The 19,294-nt window shown below is 67.4% G+C and carries 17 protein-coding genes; 6 read left to right on the top strand and 11 right to left on the bottom strand.

Annotated features, from left to right (window positions below):
- Positions 1 to 26 precede the first annotated feature (26 nt).
- The 5 genes from ACOCG7_RS10995 to rpe all read left to right on the top strand — a co-directional run bounded on the left by ACOCG7_RS10995 (position 27) and on the right by rpe (position 6,046).
- Positions 27 to 1,130: a class 1 fructose-bisphosphatase gene (locus ACOCG7_RS10995; protein WP_073427432.1), complete on the top strand. Its 1,104-nt coding sequence runs from the start codon at positions 27 to 29 to the stop codon at positions 1,128 to 1,130.
- A 105-nt stretch (positions 1,131 to 1,235) separates the two neighbouring features.
- Complete coding sequence (locus tag ACOCG7_RS10990) at positions 1,236 to 2,108, top strand: phosphoribulokinase (protein WP_244745345.1); 873 nt, start codon at positions 1,236 to 1,238, stop codon at positions 2,106 to 2,108.
- 64 nt (positions 2,109 to 2,172) lie between these two features.
- Positions 2,173 to 4,218, top strand: coding sequence for a transketolase (gene tkt, locus ACOCG7_RS10985; RefSeq protein ID WP_073427434.1), 2,046 nt, complete (start codon positions 2,173 to 2,175; stop codon positions 4,216 to 4,218).
- Between the two features lie 35 nt (positions 4,219 to 4,253).
- Entirely contained in the window at positions 4,254 to 5,291 is a 1,038-nt protein-coding gene (gene fba, locus ACOCG7_RS10980; protein ID WP_083081042.1) for a class II fructose-bisphosphate aldolase, read from the top strand.
- Between the two features lie 23 nt (positions 5,292 to 5,314).
- Positions 5,315 to 6,046: a ribulose-phosphate 3-epimerase gene (gene rpe, locus ACOCG7_RS10975; RefSeq protein ID WP_073427436.1), complete on the top strand. Its 732-nt coding sequence runs from the start codon at positions 5,315 to 5,317 to the stop codon at positions 6,044 to 6,046.
- A 64-nt stretch (positions 6,047 to 6,110) separates the two neighbouring features.
- Here rpe and ACOCG7_RS10970 read toward each other — a convergent pair whose 3' ends face one another.
- The 3 genes from ACOCG7_RS10970 to ACOCG7_RS10960 all read right to left on the bottom strand — a co-directional run bounded on the left by ACOCG7_RS10970 (position 6,111) and on the right by ACOCG7_RS10960 (position 10,306).
- Positions 6,111 to 7,493: a DUF6513 domain-containing protein gene (locus tag ACOCG7_RS10970; protein WP_073427437.1), complete on the bottom strand. Its 1,383-nt coding sequence runs from the start codon at positions 7,491 to 7,493 to the stop codon at positions 6,111 to 6,113.
- Between the two features lie 132 nt (positions 7,494 to 7,625).
- Positions 7,626 to 8,204, bottom strand: a complete 579-nt coding sequence (locus ACOCG7_RS10965) for a flavoprotein (protein WP_073427438.1) — start codon at positions 8,202 to 8,204, stop codon at positions 7,626 to 7,628.
- On the bottom strand, positions 8,201 to 10,306 hold the full coding sequence (locus ACOCG7_RS10960; protein ID WP_073427439.1) for a sigma-54-dependent Fis family transcriptional regulator: 2,106 nt from the start codon (positions 10,304 to 10,306) through the stop codon (positions 8,201 to 8,203). Before ACOCG7_RS10960 ends, ACOCG7_RS10965 begins: the two co-directional genes overlap by 4 nt.
- A gap of 465 nt (positions 10,307 to 10,771) precedes the next feature.
- On the opposite strand from ACOCG7_RS10960, the gene ACOCG7_RS10955 reads away from it, so the two are divergent.
- Positions 10,772 to 11,308: a dihydroneopterin aldolase gene (locus ACOCG7_RS10955; protein ID WP_073427440.1), complete on the top strand. Its 537-nt coding sequence runs from the start codon at positions 10,772 to 10,774 to the stop codon at positions 11,306 to 11,308.
- Positions 11,309 to 11,577: 269 nt separating this feature from the next.
- Here the strand turns inward: ACOCG7_RS10955 and ACOCG7_RS10950 are convergent, their stop codons facing one another.
- The 8 genes from ACOCG7_RS10950 to ACOCG7_RS10915 all read right to left on the bottom strand — a co-directional run bounded on the left by ACOCG7_RS10950 (position 11,578) and on the right by ACOCG7_RS10915 (position 19,118).
- The gene (locus ACOCG7_RS10950; protein WP_073427441.1) at positions 11,578 to 11,985 is read right to left on the bottom strand and encodes a hypothetical protein; all 408 of its coding nucleotides are present in this window, start codon (positions 11,983 to 11,985) and stop codon (positions 11,578 to 11,580) included.
- A gap of 86 nt (positions 11,986 to 12,071) precedes the next feature.
- On the bottom strand, positions 12,072 to 12,581 hold the full coding sequence (gene fae / locus ACOCG7_RS10945) for a formaldehyde-activating enzyme (protein WP_073427442.1): 510 nt from the start codon (positions 12,579 to 12,581) through the stop codon (positions 12,072 to 12,074).
- Between the two features lie 97 nt (positions 12,582 to 12,678).
- Entirely contained in the window at positions 12,679 to 13,629 is a 951-nt protein-coding gene (locus ACOCG7_RS10940; protein ID WP_421375468.1) for a triphosphoribosyl-dephospho-CoA synthase, read from the bottom strand.
- Positions 13,622 to 14,647, bottom strand: coding sequence for an ATP-grasp domain-containing protein (locus tag ACOCG7_RS10935; protein WP_421375466.1), 1,026 nt, complete (start codon positions 14,645 to 14,647; stop codon positions 13,622 to 13,624). The genes ACOCG7_RS10940 and ACOCG7_RS10935 overlap by 8 nt, the downstream gene beginning before the upstream one ends.
- On the bottom strand, positions 14,644 to 15,690 hold the full coding sequence (gene mch, locus ACOCG7_RS10930; RefSeq protein WP_416448058.1) for a methenyltetrahydromethanopterin cyclohydrolase: 1,047 nt from the start codon (positions 15,688 to 15,690) through the stop codon (positions 14,644 to 14,646). The genes ACOCG7_RS10935 and mch overlap by 4 nt, the downstream gene beginning before the upstream one ends.
- Entirely contained in the window at positions 15,653 to 16,858 is a 1,206-nt protein-coding gene (locus ACOCG7_RS10925) for an ATP-grasp domain-containing protein (RefSeq protein WP_154872702.1), read from the bottom strand. The genes mch and ACOCG7_RS10925 overlap by 38 nt, the downstream gene beginning before the upstream one ends.
- Positions 16,859 to 16,899: 41 nt before the next feature.
- Positions 16,900 to 17,838: an NAD(P)-dependent methylenetetrahydromethanopterin dehydrogenase gene (locus tag ACOCG7_RS10920; RefSeq protein ID WP_073427446.1), complete on the bottom strand. Its 939-nt coding sequence runs from the start codon at positions 17,836 to 17,838 to the stop codon at positions 16,900 to 16,902.
- Between the two features lie 254 nt (positions 17,839 to 18,092).
- Positions 18,093 to 19,118, bottom strand: a complete 1,026-nt coding sequence (locus tag ACOCG7_RS10915; RefSeq protein ID WP_421375463.1) for a beta-ribofuranosylaminobenzene 5'-phosphate synthase family protein — start codon at positions 19,116 to 19,118, stop codon at positions 18,093 to 18,095.
- Positions 19,119 to 19,294: the final 176 nt, after the last annotated feature.

Raw genomic sequence — 19,294 nt, 5'->3', positions numbered from 1 at the left:
CGACAACAATCCTTCAGGAGATCGCCATGCAAGACGGACGTACGACCCTTTCGAAGTTCCTGATCGACACGCTCGACCGCCAGCCCTCTCCTGCGGGGACGACGGAGACGGCGGGGCTCTCGGCGCTGCTCATCGACGTGGCCGCGGCGATCAAGTCGATCTCGGCGATGCTCACCAAGGGCGCGCTCGGCGGCAATTACGGTTCGGCGCAAAGCATCAACACGCATGGCGAGGAGCAGAAGAAGCTCGACGTCGCGACCAACGAGATTTTCGTGCAGCAATGCGAGTGGGACGGTTTGCTCGCCGCGATGGCGTCGGAGGAAATGGAGACCGTCTACGCGATTCCGCCGGGCTATCCGCGCGGCGACTATCTGCTCGCCTTCGATCCGCTCGACGGCTCGTCGAACATCGACATCAACGGCGTGGTGGGCTCGATTTTCTCGGTGCTGCGCAATCACGGCGACAAGGACGCGCCGGTCGGCGAGGCCGCGTTCCTGCGGCCCGGTTGCGAGCAGGTCGCGGCGGGCTACGCCGTCTATGGTCCGTCGACCATGCTCGTGCTGTCGGTCGGCAACGGCACGCATGGCTTCACGCTGGAGCGCGACATCGGCAATTTCGTGCTCACGCATTCGAACATCCGCATTCCCGAGGACACCGTGGAGTTCGCGATCAACGCGTCGAACGAGCGCTTCTGGGAGCCGCCCGTGCGCCGCTACGTGCAGGAGTGCAAGGACGGCCGCAGCGGCTGCCGCGCGAGCGACTTCAACATGCGCTGGATCGCGTCGATGGTCGCGGAAGTGCATCGGATCCTGATGCGCGGCGGCGTGTTCATGTACCCGCGCGACTCCAAGACGCCGGCGATGGAAGGACGCCTGCGCCTGCTCTACGAAGCGAACCCGATGAGTTTTCTGATCGAGCAGGCGGGCGGCCTGTCGATCACCGGACGCGAACGGATACTCGATGTCGTGCCGGCCACGCTGCATGGGCGCGTGCCCGTGATCCTCGGTTCGAAGAACGAGGTGGAGCGCATCGGCCGGTATCACGGCGAATACGACCGTGGCGAGGACAAGCCGTTCTCGTCGCCGCTCTTCAACCGGCGCTCGCTGTTTTTGCCCGACTTCACGGCGTGACACGCGTGACTCGCATGACCCGGGCAACCCGCGTGCGCGCGTAATCCGCGCGGCAGCGGCGCAGCCCAGCAGCCGAAAAGAACATCACCTTCCGGAGACAAGCGTATGTCACTCAAACACCCGATCATCGCGGTAACCGGTTCGAGCGGCGCCGGCACCACGACCGTCATGAAAAGCTTCACCCACATCTTTCGGCGCGAGAAGATCAACGCGCAGATCGTCGAGGGCGACGCCTTTCACCGTTACGACCGCAACGGCATGCGCGAGGCGATGAAGGAGCACGAGCGCGACGGCGCGCCGAACTTCAGCCATTTCGGACCCGAGGCGAATCTGCTCGAAGAACTGGAGACGCTGTTCGCCAGTTACGGCGAAAGCGGCTCGGGCAAGTTGCGCCACTACGTGCACGACGAAGGCGAATCGCGGGTCTACAAGCAGGACGCCGGCACCTTCACGCCGTGGGAGGACGTGACGCCCGGCACCGATCTGATGTTCTACGAGGGGCTGCACGGCGCGGCGGTGACCGACAGGATCGACGTCGCGCGGCATGCGGATCTGCTGATCGGCGTGGTGCCGATCATCAACCTCGAATGGATTCAGAAGCTGCACCGCGATCAGAACATGCGCGGTTACTCGCACGAAGCGGTGGTCGATACGATCCTGCGGCGCATGCCCGATTACGTGAACTACATCTGTCCGCAATTCTCCCGCACGCATGTCAACTTTCAGCGCGTGCCGACCGTGGATACCTCGAATCCCTTCACCGCCCGCGAGATTCCGGCGCCGGACGAGAGCTTCGTCGTGATCCGTTTCGCGCGGCCGAAGGGCATCGACTTCCAGTACCTGCTGACGATGCTGCACGACTCGTTCATGTCGCGCCCCAATGTGATCGTCGTTCCGGGCGGCAAGATGGGCCTCGCGATGCAACTGATTTTCACGCCGATGATTCTGCAACTGATCGACCGGCAGGCGCGCGCCTGAGCGCGGGGCGATCGGCAAGCCACGGCGGGACCCGTTTTTCTATTTCGTGCAAGGAGACACTTTCATGAGTGCCGTTGCAGAATCTGTTGGTGCGCCCGCGACCCGGCTCATGGCCGACGCGCTGCGCATGCTCGCGATCGATGCGGTGGAAGCGGCGAAGTCCGGCCATCCGGGCATGCCGCTCGGCATGGCGGAGATTGCCGTCGCGTTGTGGGACCGGCATCTGAAGCACAATCCGCGCGATCCGGCGTGGCCCGACCGCGATCGCTTCGTGTTGTCGAACGGACACGGCTCGATGCTGTTGTACGGCTTGCTGCATCTGAGCGGCTATGACTTGCCGATCGACGAGTTGAAGCGCTTTCGTCAGTTGCACAGCAAGACGCCGGGGCATCCCGAAGTGGGCGTGACGCCCGGCGTCGAAACCACCACGGGTCCGCTCGGGCAAGGTCTCGCGAACGCGGTCGGCATGGCGCTCGCCGAGGCGCTGCTCGCGCGCGAGTTCAACCGGCCCGGCCATGCGATCGTCGATCACCGCACCTACGTGTTCACCGGCGACGGCTGTCTGATGGAAGGCATCTCGCACGAGGCCGCGTCGCTCGCGGGCACGCTGAAGCTCGACAAGCTCACGGTGCTGTACGACGACAACGGCATTTCGATCGACGGCCACGTTCAGCAGTGGTTCGCCGACGACACGCCGGCGCGCTTCGCCGCGTATGGCTGGCACGTGGTGCGCGCGGTGGACGGCCATGACGTCGACGCGGTCGATCGCGCCTTGCAGGACGCGCGCGCGGCGGGCAAGCCGACGCTGATCTGCTGCAAGACGGTGATCGGCAAGGGTTCGCCGTCGAAAGCCGGCACCCACGACGTGCACGGCGCGCCGCTCGGCGCGGACGAGATCGGCGCGACCCGGCGCGCGCTCGGCTGGCCGCATCCGCCCTTCGTGATGCCGGGCGAGGTCCGCACGCTATGGGACGCAAGCGAGCGCGGCGCCGCCGCGCAAGCGGAGTGGACGCAGCGCTTCGACGCCTATCGCAGGCATTACCCCGCCGAGGCGGCCGAATTCGAACGCCGGACCCAGGGCACGCTGCCCGCGCAATGGCGCGACGCGGTCCGCGCGATGGTGCGCGACGTCGACTGCGCGGCGGAATCGATTGCGACGCGCAAGGCCTCGCAGCAGACCATCGCCGTGCTCGCGCGCGTCCTCCCCGAGTTTCTGGGCGGCTCGGCCGACCTGACCGGCTCCAATCTCACCAACTGGAAAAGCGCCGTCGACGTGCATGCCGACGACGGCGGCCTGCAAGGCGGCAACTATCTGCACTACGGCGTGCGCGAATTCGGCATGAGCGCGCTGATGAACGGCATTGCGCTGCATCGCGGGCATGTTCCGTTCGGCGGCACGTTCCTCACGTTTTCCGACTACTCGCGCAACGCTTTGCGCATGGCCTCGCTGATGAAAACGCGCGCGATCTTCGTGTTCACGCACGATTCGATCGGTCTCGGCGAGGACGGGCCGACACACCAGGCGGTGGAACATGCGGCGAGCCTCAGACTGATTCCGGGGCTCGACATCTGGCGTCCGTGCGACACGGTCGAAACGGCGCAGGCCTGGGCGCAAGCGGTCGAACGCGACGGGCCGTCGTGCCTGCTGCTGAGCCGGCAGAACCTGCCGTTCGCGGCGCGTAGCGGCGAACAGATCGACGCCGTCGAGCAAGGCGGTTATGTGCTGCGCGACTGGCCGGACGAGTCCGCGTCGCAGCCGCGCGTCGTGCTGATCGCGACCGGTTCGGAAGTCGCGCTCGCGCTCGACGCCGTCGCGCCGCTTGCCGAAGCCGGCATCGCCGCGCGGGTCGTCTCGATGCCGTCCACCAGCGTGTTCGACCGGCAGCCGCGCGCATGGCGCGATGCGGTGTTGCCGCCGGGTGTGCCGCGGGTCGCGGTGGAAGCGGGCGTGACCGCGTTCTGGCGGCAATACGTCGGGCTGGAGGGCGGCGTGGTCGGCATCGATTCGTTCGGCGAATCGGCGCCCGCCGCCGCGCTGTTCACGCACTTCAATCTGACGGCGCAGGCGGTGGTGGACGAAGCCCGCCGCGTCGCGCATGGCGCGCCATGATCCGTTTCATTCGATAAGAGCTCAAGGAGTTTGCGATGGCCTTCATAGCACTGCGGCAACTACTGGACCACGCGGCCGAGCACGGCTACGGCGTGCCGGCGTTCAACGTCAACAACATGGAGCAGATTCACGCGATCATGCAGGCCGCCGAGGCCACCGCGAGCCCGGTGATCCTGCAGGCGTCGGCGGGGGCGCGCAAATATGCGGGCGAACCGTATTTGCGGCATCTCGTCCTGGCTGCGCTGGAGGCGCACCCCGATATTCCGCTCGTGCTGCATCAGGATCATGGCGCGAGCCCGGCGGTGTGCCAGCAGGCGATCCGTTCGGGCTTCACGTCGGTGATGATGGACGGCTCGCTGCTGCCCGACCAGAAAACGCCGGCCGGCTACGACTACAACGTCGACGTGAGCCGCCGCGTGGTGGAGTCCGCGCATGCGGTGGGCGTTTCCGTGGAGGGCGAGCTGGGTTGTCTCGGTTCGCTCGAAACCGGCGAGGCGGGCGAGGAGGACGGCGTCGGCGCGCAAGGCAAACTCTCGCGCGACGATCTGCTCACCGATCCGCACGAGGCGCAGATTTTCGTCGAAGCCACCGGCGTCGATGCGTTGGCGATTGCGATTGGCACCTCGCACGGCGCGTACAAGTTCAGCCGCCAGCCGACCGGCGACATTCTGGCGATCGACCGCATCGTCGAGATTCATGAGCGGATTCCGAACACGCATCTGGTGATGCACGGCTCGTCGTCGGTGCCGCAGGAATGGCTCGCGATCATCCGCGAATACGGCGGCGAGATTCCGGTGACTTACGGCGTGCCGGTCGAGGAGATCCGGCGCGGCATCGCGCATGGCGTGCGCAAGGTGAACATCGACACGGACATCCGCCTCGCAATGAGCGGCGCGATGCGCAAGTCGATGGCGAATGCGCGTTCCGAGTTCGATCCGCGCGCCGCGTTGAAGGCCGCGACCGCGGCGGCGAGCGCCGTGTGCGTCGAGCGCTTCGAGGCGTTCGGCTGCGCGGGGCAGGCGCCGCGCATCAAGCCGCTGCCGCTCGAGGCGATGGCGCGCCGCTACCACTGAACCCACATCGAGAGGAAACGGCCATGCGCGACTTCCTGATTGCCCCGTCGCTGCTGTCGGCGGATTTCGCCCGTCTCGCCGACGAGATCCGCGACGTGAGCGCGGCCGGCGCGGACTGGATCCATCTGGACGTGATGGACAACCACTACGTGCCGAACCTCACGGTCGGGCCGCTCGTGTGCGCGGCGATCCGCCCGCATACGCCGGTGCCGATCGACGTGCATCTGATGACGATGCCCGTCGATCCGCTCGTGCTCGCGTTCGCGGAGGCGGGCGCGAACACGATCAGCTTTCATCCCGAAGCGTCGCTACACGTGCACCGCACCATCGAACTGATCAAGGCCAACGGCGCGCGCGCGGGACTGGCGCTCAATCCGGCCACGCCGCTCGCGGTGCTCGATCATGTGATGGAAATGCTTGACGTGGTGGTGGTGATGTCGGTGAATCCGGGGTTCGGCGGGCAGGCCTTCATTCCCGAAACGCTGGAGAAGCTGCGCAGCCTGCGCAAGTCGGTCGACGCGACGATGCAGCGCACCGGACGGCCGTTGCTGATCGAAGTGGATGGCGGCGTGAAGGCGTCGAACATCGCGGCGATCGCGGCCGCGGGCGCGGATGTGTTCGTTGCGGGTTCGGCTGTGTTCGGCGCGGATAACTATGCGCAGGCGATCGGCGGGATGCGCGCCGAACTGGCGCTTGGCAATGTCAACTTGGGTGTTGATCTGAACGATGCGGCGGGCCTCGCCGTGACGCACTGAAGCGGGTAGTCGAGGCTGGCACTTCACGCGGCCACTTCACACGACTACCTGCAACTCGCAGGCGCTAGCGTTTCTTCATGGTCTCGCCGGGTGCGCACCATGCGGCGAGATCCTGTTCGGGCCGGTCGACCGCGCAGCCCCAGTCGAGCGGCTGGTCCTGGTCGAAGCGCTTGCCGAGGCGCCAGGCGATTTCCGCGCGGGCGAGTTGCACGCCCATGTAGAACGCGTGGCCGCCGTCGCTCTCCAGATTCAGTTGCGGATAGAGCGCGAAGGGGTCGTCCGCCACGCGATGGCCGTCGCGGTTGTAGACGTGGATGCCGTCGTCGCTGACTTGTACGCGGAAATTCGGATCGCGCACCTCGCGGGCGAAGTCGTCGATTTCCGCGGCGCTGTAGGGAAACGGGCGTTTCGCGTGAACCGTGGCGAGATCGCCGTTGATGCCTTTCGGCAGCACTTGCGCTTCGCGTGCGGCATGCATCACGCGGCGCGCGACGTCGGCCTCGCGCACGGCGCGCCGCGCATGCAGGCTCACGGCGGTCGTGAGCACCGCGCTCACGCGAAGCTCCGCGGCCATGCCGAGCAGCACCGCGTTGATGCCGCTCGTATCGGCTTCGGTCAACTCGGTTACGTTGCCGATGCCCATCATGATCGCGATGTCGGGATAGCGCTCGCGCAGCCCGACATAACGCGCTATCGACGCGGCGAGCCCGAACGGGATCGGATCGAGAATCGGGTCGGCGAGAAACGCGCGTCCGCGCGCGGACAGCAGGTCGATCGCGGCGTCGAGCGAGGCCGGCTCGCGCTGATCGCGCGCGACCAGAATCGGCGTCGACGGGACTTCGTCGGCGATCCACAGCGTGTCGAGGTTCAGGCTCATCAGATAGTCGGCGCCCGCGCGGCCGCCGCGCAGCAGTTCCTCGCTGCGCATCGAATCGACGCTCACGCGATAGCCTTCGGCCTTCAGCAGACGAACCGCGTCTTCGAGATGAGGAAACGGTGTTTCGGGCAGGCAGCCGATGTCGATCACGTCGGCGCCCTGGGCGGCATAATCGCGTGCGCGCTTCGCGATGCCTTCCAGATCGAGGCGCGGCGCATCGACGATCTCCGCGAAAATCTCGGTCTCGTAGTGCGTCAGATCCATCGGCTTGGCCTCGCGGCCGAAGAACTGCGGCAGATCCTTGACCTCTTCGGGACCGCGCTCCACCGGCACGCCGTAGTGCGCGCTCAACGCGTCGAGATCGCCGCGGCAGCGTCCCGGCACGATCACCCGCTGCGCCGCGAGCGGCGCGGCCACGCGGCGGCGAATCATGTCCGCCGTCATCAACGCGGCCACCTGTAGCCCGATTTCGCGGATCTCCCAACTGAACGGCGTCGGCGCCATGCTGTCGAGCACGCGTGCGAGGCTCTTCTCGGCGAGCCGGCCAGTCAGGAAGACGATGTGGTCCATGTCGGTCAGGTCAGTACGCGCCGGGCCGCCCCAAGCGTGCTGACGCCCCTTCGGGGGGCAGCGACCGCAGGGAGCATGGGGGTCGTTTCAAGTACGCGCCGGGCAGCGACCGCAGGGAGCGTGGGGTTCGTCTCATACCAGATCGAGCGTCGACAAGCGTTCACCGAGCGCCGCTTTCAGCTCATCCAGCGAGCGAACGAGGGTCGTATATTCGAAGCGCGACAGGCGCTCGACGTTGTCGAGTTCGATCGCCCGCGGACGCAGTTCCACCCATTCGTTCGGGCTTTGCGTGATCACGGTCGGTTCGGTGTCGCATGCAAACACAATGCCCGGAATGCATTGCTTGCCCGCCTGCGCGAACATGTTGGTGGGCAGCGTATCGGAGATGCCGAACGCGCATTTGGCGACGGTGTTGCTGGTGGCGGGCGCGATCACCACCGTGTGATAGACGCCGTGATACAGCATGCCGACCGGCACGCCGCTCGCGCTGTTGTCGCGCAGCACGCGGAAATGCTTGCGCAGCTTCGGCAGCGGCCAACCGTAAAGCGGTAGCACTTCCTCGCCGGCCGCGGACAGAAAGAGGTCCACGCGCGGCAGTTCGAGCGCGAGCGCGATGGACTCCTCGATCATATGGCCGGAGCCGGTCACGCACCACGCAAAACGCGCATCGGGCTTGAACTCGTTGAGGTGACGCGCGGGTGCCTGGGTCATGCGGCAGCGGCGGGCGACGATCCGTTGTACGGCATGCCATCGGACGGATCGTCGGGCGACCCGTCGGGCGGCGCGCCATCGAGCGGCGTGCCGTCGTGCGACAGCCGGATATGCAGCCGGCGCATCTTCCGGTACAGGGTGTTGCGGCTGATGCCGAGCGCCTTCGCGACGTTGCTGACGTTCCAGCGGTGCTCGTCGAGCAGCGACAGCACGGTTTCGCGCTCGTTCAACTGGATCGCGTTGAGCGCGGAGAGGTCCGCGTCGTCGGTCAGGTGCGCTTCGAACTCCGCGGCGGCAACGTTCGGCGCCGACGGCATGCCGACGCTCGGCGCGCGCTGCGTGATTTCGACGGGCAGGTCCTCGCAGCGGATCGGTTGTCCGTCACTGAGCGCGATCGCCATTTGCAACACGTGCCGCAACTGGCGAATGTTGCCGGGCCACGCATAGGTCAGGAGCGCGTGTTCGGCCTCGGCGGTCAACTCGGGCGGTTCGTCGTCGCCGGATTCGTTTTCGAGCAGATGGTGGATCAGCGCAAGTTTGTCGAGCCGCTCGCAAAGCGGCGGCAGGTTCAGTTCGACGCCCTTGAGCCGGTAATACAGATCCTCGCGGAACTGCCCGCCATGCACGAGTTCGAGCAGATTGCGGTGACTCGCGCTGATGAGCTGAAAATTGACCTTGACGGTCGTTTCCGCGCCGAGCGGCGTCACCTCGTGTTCCTCGATCACGCGCAAGAGCCGCGCTTGCAACGCGAGCGGCATGTCGCCGATTTCATCGAGAAACAGCGTGCCGGTATTCGCCTGCACGATCTTGCCGCGACGCCCTTCGCGTTGCGCGCCGGTAAACGCGCCGGCGCGATAGCCGAACAACTCGCTTTCGATCAGATTCTCCGGCAACGATGCGCAATTCACCGGCACGAACGGGCCGGCCGAGTGCGGGCTGATGCTGTGCAATGCCTGGGCGAACACTTCCTTGCCGGTGCCCGTTTGGCCTCTGATCACGATCGGGATCTTGCGCTGAATGACGCGCGCGGCCAGCTGGATTTGCGAGGCCATGCGCGGGTCGCCGAATTCCAGATGCGCGATTTCGTCGAGCCGGGCGGGCGGCGGGCGCTTTTCGGGCGGCGCGGCGCGCGGCACGGGACTGGCGAGCGCCACGCGGGTGGCGCGCCCGGCGCGGTTCTGCGGCGTCTGCGCGACGAGAAAGAAACGGTTGGTCGCGTTCGCGCTGTAGACGGTGACCGGATGGAACGAGCCGCGAATGCTGCGCGCGATCATGTCTTCGAGCGAGGCGTTGAAGGCTTCCTCGATGCGCCGTCCGCGCAATTCGCTCAAGCTGCGAAAGCCGAGCTGGAACAGCGCGCTGCGGTTCGCGGCGAGCACGGTGCTGTCGTCCGCGACGGCGAGCTTGCCGCCGTGCAGCGTGCCGACGAATTCCGGGCGGCTATGGAAGTGAATCATGTTGGCATGCCGGTAACGCGAGTCCAGCAAGCGGTTTTCGATCATTTGCCGCGACATGCCCACCAGCACCAGCGAGTGCTGCTGCAACAGCTTGGAGCGGCTCGTCACGTCGAGCACGCCGGCAATCTCGCCGCTATCGTCGAAGATCGGCGCGGCCGAGCAGGTGAGCGACGTATAGCGCGGATAGAAATGCTCGTGCTGGCAGACGGCGATGCAGTCGCGTTCGGCGAGACAGGTGCCCATGCCGTTGGTGCCCGCCTCGCGCTCGCTCCACAGGGCGCCCACGCGAAAGCCGTCGGGCGCGACCGCTTCGGCGAACGGCACCGACGAAACCTGATGGACGATCACGCCGCCGGCGTCGACGAGGACCACCGCGAGTTCGGGATCGGCCAGTTGCTGATAGAGCGTGGTCATCTCGAGCTTCGAGCACGCGATCAGATCGCCGAGCGCCTCGCGGCGTTCACTCAGTTCGTACTCGGTGAGAATGGGGGGCGTGACAAAGCGTGAAGGGTCGAGCTGAAACTCGTTCATGCAGCGCGCCCACGATTGAGCGACGGGTTCGCTCGTTGGACGCGTCGCCAATTGATGATTGACTACGTTCAGAACTTCTCGGACGTGCAGACTGCTATCAGCAAGCAACGACATGGGGTTTGTCTCCGTTGCGTCAATTCGGGCACTTTGCTAAGCGTGCCGCGAGCGCCGCTTTTATCGATACTGTCATCCCCTGCGCCGCGAATTCTGACGTCCGCATGCGCACTGAAAACCGGTCCTGATGTCAGGCTGTCTTAAAACTCTACGCTCGATGACGTTTGCGATCAATACGGAGTCGCATTACTTGTGCACGGCGCGCCCGATTTTTGCTTTTATCGGGGGAGGGCTTCGGTGCGGCTGCTTGTGGCGTGCCTGTGCGTTCGCTTATGCGTTCGAATGTGCGTTCGCCTATGCGTTCGTTCATGCGCTTTTCATGCGCCGCGTCCGGAGCCGAACGCGGGAGCGTGTTGCAGGCGCGGCGCAGATTGCTTCGCGCCGTGGCTGAACTGTCCCGCATTCCGTTCCATTACACCTGACTTCACCTGTTCCACCACTTGCCGCGCCGCGGCGGAGCACATCATGGATCGTATCGACACCGTTCGTCTCGCCCGTTTCTCCGGCGCCCGCGCCGACGCCGACGCGTCAAGCCCGGCCGCGCGGCGCGACGCGCCCTCGGCGGGCGCGTCGTCCGGGCGCATGGACATCGTGTTCATCGAAAATTTCGTGGGACAGACGATCATCGGTATCGACAGCAGCGAGCAGCATGTGTTGCAGCCGATCCGCATGGATCTCGCGATCGGGGTGCCGTCCATTCGCGCCTGCACGACCGATCGCATCGAAGATACGATCAATTACGCGGCGGTGCGCGAGGCGCTGCATGCGCTGCTCGCGGCGCACGGCGTGCGCTTGCTGGAGGCGCTTGCCGAAGCGGTCGCGCGATTGCTGATTACCGACTTCGGCGCGCACTGGGTGCGCGTGTCGCTCGCCAAGCCGGCGAAGTTCGACGACGTGGCGGCGGTCGGCGTGCGGATCGAACGGCAACGCAGCGATCTGGCGACGACGGGTTCCGGGCTCGACAGCTACGCGTCGCTGGGGAAAGGGCTGATTCCGAATTGAACGGCTGGCGCGGCGGCACGGCGCGCGGCGCGGATCGCGTGGCCGCCGTCTAGGGGGCGGGTAGGTGCGCCGCTGGTCAGGGCGTTGGCGGACAGGGCGTCATTCGCTCGCGTCGGGCGTTGGCGTTATGCACGTCACGTCACGCGTTGAGGTTGCGCATCGACCTCGCGCGTTGACCTCGCGCATCGACATCACGCGTTGATCTCGCCCATCGACGTCACGCATCGACGTCATGCATCGACCTTGCCCATCGACCTCACGCCTTCACGTCACTTCGACGCCGCCGTCTTGTCGGACGCCAACCCGCAGCTTCGATACGCCTCTGCTTGCAGCGCGCGGAATTTCTTCGTTTGCGCCTTGGCGTGGTCGACGCGAAACTCCGAACCGCCTTCGCCGCCCAGCGTCGCGTACTTCGAGAACGTGGACTGATCGACAAAATCGTCGTAAGGCAGCGCCGCGGCCATCTTGTCGATCACGCACGAGCATTTGTAGACGTTCGCGAAGTCGTGTCCGTTGTCGTCCATGCAACTCAGCACGTATTCGACGCGGCCCTGCGTCGGGTAATTGAAGCCGCCTGCCGGAGCCGCCGCGCCCGGCGCATCGCCGGCGCCCCAGGCGAGCGGTCCCGCGAGTGCGAGACAGGCGCCGGCCACCAGCGCACGACATCGTTTGCTCATCTCATGCCTCGGGTAGAACCTTCCAACGTGACGAAGACCCGCGGGGCGGGCCTTCGCTCTCTCCACACAAAACCTGCCGCGCATTCTCAGTTAGGTGCGAACGGGTGCGCGACGGTGCTCTTCTTCGCCACCACCTCGGCGGCGTTGGGTTCGCCGTTGACGGCGCGCTTGATCGCCTCGCGCGTCGCCTCGTAGTTGAACTGCTGGATCTTCTTGTCGTCGTCCGCCTCCCAGTGAATGAAGACGCCGACGCACAGGAACAGGTCGTCGGCCTCGTCCTGCGGGATCGTGCCGTCCTCGACGCTGTCCGCGACCGCGAGCGCGACGCCGTGCTGCGCGGGGCCGAACATCTGCACCGCCTGCTTGGCGCCCTTGATCGTCACCTTGTTGAAGAGGATCGTGTTCGGTTTGGTGAGCAGGTTAGGCGCGACGACGGCCAGAAGCGAAGTGAAGCCATCCTTATTGTTGGTGAGCGCGTTGCAGAACGCGGTTTCTGCAGCCGAACCTCGCGGTCCGATCAGCAAGTCTATGTGCGCGACCTCGTTGCCATCGCCGACGAGCGACTCGCCTATCAGGACGCGGTTGATCTTGGCCATTCTATTCCTCCGATGAGTGGGGTAGGGCTTGCTGAAGTCCGCCGCCGCAACGATCCTGGTCCGCGATCGCCGAGCGGCGTGTTGATGCACGGTGGCACTAACTAACATGTTCCGTGCCAGTGCGAGGTCCGCGCGGCTCGATAGGCGCGTCACGGTGAGCTTCGAGGCAGCCGGCGACGAAGAGCGTGGCCACCGTCAGGTCCGCGCTGGTGCCGGGGTTGATTCCTCGGGCCTTCAGTTCGGCATCCCACGTATCGAGCGATGGGGTGGGCGCTTTTTGCGGTGATAGGGCGAGCGTTCGCCGCCATTCGGTGTGTCGTTCGCGGGCGGCGCGCGTGACACTCTGCGCCAGTGCGACACCGTGCTTGCGCACAATGTGTGAGTCGGGCCAGCCGCCGAGGAAGGCGAGGAATACGTTGAGGGTGGCGGTTTGCGCGGGGGTTCGGGTGGTGGTCTCACTGGCGACGTGCGCGTCGCGCCACGCCGCAAGGCCGGTCTCGAAGATGTCGCAAAAGCCGTTCGCGTACTGACGCGCGATGCTGTCGCGCCCGGCGGCGAGCGCCATCGCGTCGCGCAGGCCGACCGTGGGCGCGGCATGAACCGATTGCTCGGGCGCGTCGCCCAGGCCCCCGGGATTGGCGAGCGAGATCGCGCGGTACGCGAGGCGTGTGTCGTCGAGATCGAGCCGGGCGAGCACGCGCTCGGTGGCAGCGCGCCAGGCATCCGCGGACAACGGCAGCGGGGTTTCCTCTAGCGCGGCGGCAAGCGGCGCCACGAGCAGCAGAATGCCGAGATTCGTATTGCAGCCGACCGCCTCGCGCGTGCGCGTCACCGCATCGAGAATGCGCGAGCCGACTCGCGCGCCCGGCGCGAGCAGCGCGTCGGCGGCCACCTCGGCGCTGGTGAGAAACTGCGCCGCGCTCATCCCATGTCCCTCGCTTTGCATGCTGACGTTGCCGGGCTTGGGCGTCTCCACGTCGAGCCGGCATGCCGCGAGAAAAGCCGCGCGAACGCGTGCGGGCGGAATCGCGGAAAGCGGCTCAGGCATGGCGTCCGGGCAGCGTCGCGACGGCGGAATCGCCGCCTTGCGCCAGCTCGCGGCGCGCGTCGGCGAGTTTGCGGTCGAGCAGATCGTCGACGAGCGCCGCCGCGATGTCGACCGGCGTGACCGACTGCAAGCCGCGCCACGCCGCCACGCCATTGACTTCGAGCACGAGCGGCCGGGCCGGATCGCGCGGATCGGGAATCAGGTCGACGCCGGCGTAGTCGAGCCCCAGCGCATGCGTCGCGCGGATCGCCGTTTGCGCAAGCGGCAAATCGAGTTCGGCGGGTTGGCACTCGGCCCCTTGCGCGAAGTTATGAATCCAGCCCTTGCCGCCGATACGGCGCATCGCCGCCACCGCGCGCCCGCCGATCACCAGCACGCGCCAATCGAAACCGCTGCGGCCGCCGTCGACGTAGCGTTGCAGGTAAGCCACCTGCTGATACGGCTTGAGCGAGGGCAGCGGCGCCAACGCGCCGCCGCGCGCGCGGCTTGCGCCCAGGCGCTTCAGTCCGTGGCCCTGCGAGCCGAACAGCGGCTTCAACACGACCTGGCGGCCCGCGGCCGCTTCGCGCATCAACACGCGCTGCGCGAACGCAGCCGATTCGCCGGCCCATGTCGCGGGTGTCGGCACGCCGTTGCGATGCAGCAGAAAACTGGTCATCGACTTGTCGACGCTGCGCTCGATCGCGCGCGCGTCGTTGTAGACGGGCACGCCCGATTCGCGCAGCGCGTGCAGGATGCCGAGACGCAGCGTCACCTGCTCGAACGTGCCGCCGGCGATGCCGCGCACGAACACCGCATCCGGCAGCGTGCGGCCGAAGCCCGGCAGCACCAGCCCATGCGGCTCCCACGTCGTGTCGATCCGGCAATCCGCGAGGTCGATGCAGCGCGCTTCGGCGCCGCGCGCGCGGAAAGCCTTCTTCAGACGCCCGGTGTGCCAGCCCGTTTCGTCGCACATGATCGCGATGCGCAGGTTCGCGTGCGCGTTGACCGGATTCGGATCGGGCAGCGCCAGCGTCATGGTTGGCCGTCCCATTGTTCGTGCAGCAACGCGCTGTTGAGCGCGCCGCCGTGATACGTCGCGCCGCTTTCGAGGCTGCTGACCCACACTTCGGCCGGCGCGAACAGCGCGGGATCGATCTGATAGAAGTCGTAGTTGAACGACGTGAAGATGTCCGCGAAGGGCCGTCCGTAATCGCGCGAGTTCGAAGCCGGCAATTCGGCGGCGAGCTGCTGCGCCGCCGCATCGTGCTTGACGGTCAGATGGACGCGGCCGCCATAGAGAATCGCGTCGTTGGTGCGGCCCATCGCCTGAATGCCGTCCGGTGCGGGCGGCGGCAAGGGCGCCGAGCCGCCGGCCTCGACCACCTCATCCAGCGGCACGCCGAGCACGTGCGTTTTGTGCAATGCAACCTCCACCACGCGCGCCACCACCTGTACCGTTCCGGCGACAGAGTGGGTCGGCGTCATGACGAGCGTCAGCCGGTCGGGGGCGAGGCCGCAGTCGCGCAACACCTTGTCGATCACGACTTGCGGCGGCAAGCGATCGACTTCGAGCACCAGCACGCCGCGCTCGTGGGCGTCCTTGTAGCCGAGTTCGGCGAACAGCGGCTCCTTGACGGCGAGTGCGCGCGCCGGACCCGAACCGAGCGAGAAGAACTTCTTGCCGCCGGTCTGCTCCTTGGTCGCGGAAAGGCTCCAGCCGGCGTACTGGCTGCCGAGGCACGCGAGCACCGGCGACGAGGTGCGCACGTCGATCATGCTGGGCCAGAGCGGATGCGCGTCGAAATTCGTGCGTACCGCGACGTGCCCGAGACCGCCCATGCAGATGCGCGCGATCAGCACGCCCGCGGCGACGCTGCCCGGCGCGGCGATGCCCGCGTCCGCGAGCACGGTGCCGTCGTCGGTACGCGTGAGCGCCACGCCGAGGCGCGCCGCATCGCCGACCAGCCGTGCGACGAGCCGCTCGCTCAGCGCGTTGACGCTCAATGGCGCGGCCGTCGCGCCGGAGGGCTGCGACGATGCATCAGGAATGGCACTGGATGAAGGCATAGTCGGGTTCATGGCAGGTTTCGATTCGTTCGAGGACCAGCGCGCGCTGCCGCTCCAGCGCTTGCCGCACCCCACTCACGGATGCCGCGCGCACGAGCAGTGTGCAGACCGGCTGGCCGGCTTCCATCCAGGTGCCGGGCATCGGCACGTCGCGGCAGGCGGGATCGTGCAGGCACGCATCGCTGAACGCCTGCGAGACGGTGAACGGATGCGGCGCGAACAGCACCTGCTGACCGGCGCGCCACGAGGCCGGCGCGAGCGGTTCGGGCGGCAGGCGGCCGTAGCGGCAGGCGTCGATATGACAGGCGAGCAGCCCGCGCGGCCACGCGTGAGGCGACGCGGTTTCGTACAGCGTCATCGTGGACGAGGGGCGGGCGTTGATTTCCAGGAGTTCGAAGGTGTCGCCGTCGAGCAGGAAATCGCAGCTATTGATGCCCGTCAGGCCGGTGCGCTCGCACAGCGCCTCGATGGCTTCGCGCACGCGCGCCGCGACGCGCGGCGGCAGATCGATCGGACCGATCGAGCCCGCATGCACGAACGGCAGATCGCCCATCGTGCAGGTCAATTGTTCGGCGAAGCCGAGCAGGCGTGCGCCGCCGCGAGCGCCGATGAACAGCGCCGACAGCGAGCGGCCGTTGCGCCGCCGCTGGAAGTAGGCTTGCGCGGGCACCGGCGCATCGCGCGAGGCCGTGGCCGGTTCGATGTGCGTGCCGCCGCAGCCGTCCGCGCGCTTGAGCAGCCAGCCTTGCGCGACGGCCGGTCGCGTGGACGAGACCTCGGGATGCGGAATATGCAGCGCGTCGAGCAGCGGGAAGAACCGTTGCGGCTCGCGCACCGCGACGCTGGCCTCCAGCGGGTTGCCGATGAAGCGGGGCAAGCCGGGCGCGCGGCTCAGTTGCGCGACGAACGGTTCGAGTCCGCTGCCGTCGATCCAGCCGAGCATGTGCGGCAGGCGCGCGACGCGCACGAGCGCGTCGACGAGCTTGGCGCCGTCGATCGTGAGCGGGCCGCCGCCGATGTCGAACCACAACTCGGACGCCTCGCGCGTGTCGCGGTCGCCGAATACGTCGAGCGCGACGACGCGCAGCCCCGCGCGCGCGGCGGACTGCGCGAGCATTCGCGCGGACAGCCCGGCCACCGCGACGAAGGGCGCATGCGCAAGCGTCGGGCGCGCGTTCATGATGGCGCAGAGCGGCGTGCCGGGCGTGACATCGCGCGCGCTCATTCGAGGCCGGCCGCGACGGCGCGGGCCTCGTCGAACGCTTGGGGGAAACCCAGGTAGACCGGCTTGCCGCCCGCGCGCATCCGCATGAAGAGCCGGTGCTCGACCTGATACTTGACGTTGCCGATCGCGAGCGCGCCGATGCCGATGGCGTCCGCGTTCGGCACGCCCTCGATCGGCTTGCCGTCGTTCATCACGTTGACGCCCGCGATGCCTTCCGGCGGCACGGCGTTCACGTCGGCGGCGATCAGCAGATGTTTCGCGTGGGCCAGGTCGGCGGCGCTCACCACCTGAACGCCCGCGATGGCGGTGGCGAGCACGATCTCGGCCTCGCCCAGCGCCGCGTGCAACTGGTCCGGCGTGGCCGTGCTGATGCCCTTGGTGACGATGCCGAAGCGCTGGTTGATTTCGTCGCTGACCCGCACGGCGCGCGCCTGCTCGGCATGGCTCGCAATCGACACGTCGGCGCCGAGCGAGGCGGCCATCGCCGCCGCCACGCGCCCGACCGCGCCGGTGCCGCCGAGAATCAGCACGCGCTTGCCGCCTAGCTCCATCCCATAGGCCTTGCTCAAATGCCGCTCGACGAGCGCGACGAGCGCGGCCGCGGTCGTGTACGAACCGCTCGGGTCGGCGAACACCGACACCTCGAACGGCGGGACCATCGCGCGGCGCGCGGTGTCGAGCATGTCGGCGGCGAGCATCACGTCGCGCCCGCCGATGAAGATGCCGGTGCGCGACACGCCCTTCGGGCCGCGCGAAAAGATCGCGTCTTGCGTGAGGTTCGCGATCATCCCCTGATCGACGCTGCAATACGGGACGATGACCTGGTAGCCGGCGTCGGCGGCCATGTTCACGTCGAACGGACTCATCTGCGGCGTGGCCGTGAACATGTGCAGGATATAGGGCCTTTCTGCGGGCTTTTCGGTGGTGTCGGACATGGCGGAAGGCTCGTTTTAGTGGCGATCTCGTGGACGGCGCAAGGCGACAGTGCGGGCACTTGCGCGGACGTCGATAAGTGAGTGGCGCTGCGGCGGGGCGAGCGCGGCGGGGCAAATGCGGCCTGGCAATCGAGCGTCACCTGGCGTCGCTTGCGCGAAGACGATGGACGCCGCGGGCTTCGCGGTCGGCCACGCCGCCGTGAGCCGCGTTGCAGTGAGCCGCGCCGCGGCTAGCCGGATCGGGCCGCGCGGCGTCATGCGGCGTCGCTGCGCGGCTGGCGCGCTTCGGCGGAGCGGATCGTCGCGCCGCGATTGCGTCCCGCGACGATCGTGCATTCGATGTGCGGCATGCCGCGCGTCGCCTCGCGCGCGGTGGCGAGCGCGCGTTCGGCGTCGTCCGCGCTCGCGACGATGGCGAATCCCGTCGGTCCCCAGGATGTCTGACCGATACCCGCGGTCCGCTGCGCGGCCACCGCGCGCAACGCGCGCTCGACCTCGGGACTCGCGAACACGCCGCCTTGCACCGGCGCGAAATATTCGCCGATGGTCTGCTGCATCTCGGTCAGCCCATGCGCGAACGGCACGATATTGCGCTCGGCGGCGCCGGGCAGAATCTTCATCAGAACGAGGTGGCAAAGATGCGCGGCGAGTTCTTGCGGAAACGGCGCGAGCGCGGCGAGGCCGCGGCGTTCTTCCGCGCCGTGCAAACCTTCGCGCGAGTTGTCGCTCACGAGCAGCACGCGCCAGTTCTCGGGAAACGGCTGGCGCGCGAGCAGCGGCGGCACACCGGAGCGCAGTTCGCCGGCGGGGCCGCCGTCCACCAGCAGGCCGCCCGAATCGAATCCGAGAATGCCGATGCCGGAGCGCGCGCCGCGCCCGAGCAGGCTCGCGAGCTCGGTGCTGGTCGCGCTGTGGCCGAGCAGGCGAACGAAGGCCGTGCCGACCGCCATCGCGAGTTGGGTGCCCGAGCCGAGGCCGGTGTGCGCGCGCGGAATATGCGCGACGTCGATGGCGACGGGGGTGGGATCGTAGGCCGCGTGCAGCCGCGCAAGACAGGTCGCGATGCGCTCGCGCTCCGCTTCGGTCACCGCGCCGTCGATGCGGTCGCGGTCCGCGACGCGCGCTTCGAGCCGCGTGCCATGTCCGTCGATGACGAGGCCGACGCTGCCGAACGCGCGCCCGAGCGACGCGTTCGGATCGAGAAAGCCGAGATGCAGGCGCGCGGGAGCATCGACCGTCACGACGGCCTGCGGCGGAAGGCGGCGAAACTGAAGCTGCATCGCGGATGTCCTCGTGTGTGCTTGAGCGGATCTGGTTGCGTGGCCGTCTTGCGGACGGCCGCGCAACCAGGCGAATAGGGCGAACGGGGCGTGCCGGGTGACGTCAAGCAGAAGCCGTACCAGGCGAATGCGGTGGCCGGCGGCAAGGCTGCATACGAGGTTCACTGCGGGCCTTG

The organism is Paraburkholderia sp. DD10 (genome assembly GCF_049177125.1).
GTDB classification, from domain to species: Bacteria; Pseudomonadota; Gammaproteobacteria; order Burkholderiales; family Burkholderiaceae; genus Paraburkholderia; species Paraburkholderia terricola.
The sequence above is the reverse complement of the archived record's forward strand: the minus strand, read 5'-3'. Positions and strand labels throughout refer to the sequence as shown.

Excerpts from the sequence above, each read along its gene's own strand:
- ACOCG7_RS10960 (WP_073427439.1), bottom strand. The coding sequence starts at position 10,306 with ATGTCGTTGCTTGCTGATAGCAGTCTGCACGTCCGAGAAGTTCTGAAC.
- fae (WP_073427442.1), bottom strand. The coding sequence starts at position 12,581 with ATGGCCAAGATCAACCGCGTCCTGATAGGCGAGTCGCTCGTCGGCGAT.
- ACOCG7_RS10990 (WP_244745345.1), top strand. The coding sequence starts at position 1,236 with ATGTCACTCAAACACCCGATCATCGCGGTAACCGGTTCGAGCGGCGCC.
- ACOCG7_RS10920 (WP_073427446.1), bottom strand. The coding sequence starts at position 17,838 with ATGTCCGACACCACCGAAAAGCCCGCAGAAAGGCCCTATATCCTGCAC.
- mch (WP_416448058.1), bottom strand. The coding sequence starts at position 15,690 with ATGAACCCGACTATGCCTTCATCCAGTGCCATTCCTGATGCATCGTCG.
- tkt (WP_073427434.1), top strand. The coding sequence starts at position 2,173 with ATGAGTGCCGTTGCAGAATCTGTTGGTGCGCCCGCGACCCGGCTCATG.
- ACOCG7_RS10965 (WP_073427438.1), bottom strand. The coding sequence starts at position 8,204 with ATGACCCAGGCACCCGCGCGTCACCTCAACGAGTTCAAGCCCGATGCG.
- ACOCG7_RS10955 (WP_073427440.1), top strand. The coding sequence starts at position 10,772 with ATGGATCGTATCGACACCGTTCGTCTCGCCCGTTTCTCCGGCGCCCGC.
- rpe (WP_073427436.1), top strand. The coding sequence starts at position 5,315 with ATGCGCGACTTCCTGATTGCCCCGTCGCTGCTGTCGGCGGATTTCGCC.
- ACOCG7_RS10970 (WP_073427437.1), bottom strand. The coding sequence starts at position 7,493 with ATGGACCACATCGTCTTCCTGACTGGCCGGCTCGCCGAGAAGAGCCTC.
- ACOCG7_RS10925 (WP_154872702.1), bottom strand. The coding sequence starts at position 16,858 with ATGAACGCGCGCCCGACGCTTGCGCATGCGCCCTTCGTCGCGGTGGCC.
- ACOCG7_RS10995 (WP_073427432.1), top strand. The coding sequence starts at position 27 with ATGCAAGACGGACGTACGACCCTTTCGAAGTTCCTGATCGACACGCTC.
- ACOCG7_RS10935 (WP_421375466.1), bottom strand. The coding sequence starts at position 14,647 with ATGACGCTGGCGCTGCCCGATCCGAATCCGGTCAACGCGCACGCGAAC.
- fba (WP_083081042.1), top strand. The coding sequence starts at position 4,254 with ATGGCCTTCATAGCACTGCGGCAACTACTGGACCACGCGGCCGAGCAC.
- ACOCG7_RS10915 (WP_421375463.1), bottom strand. The coding sequence starts at position 19,118 with ATGCAGCTTCAGTTTCGCCGCCTTCCGCCGCAGGCCGTCGTGACGGTC.
- ACOCG7_RS10950 (WP_073427441.1), bottom strand. The coding sequence starts at position 11,985 with ATGAGCAAACGATGTCGTGCGCTGGTGGCCGGCGCCTGTCTCGCACTC.
- ACOCG7_RS10940 (WP_421375468.1), bottom strand. The coding sequence starts at position 13,629 with ATGCCTGAGCCGCTTTCCGCGATTCCGCCCGCACGCGTTCGCGCGGCT.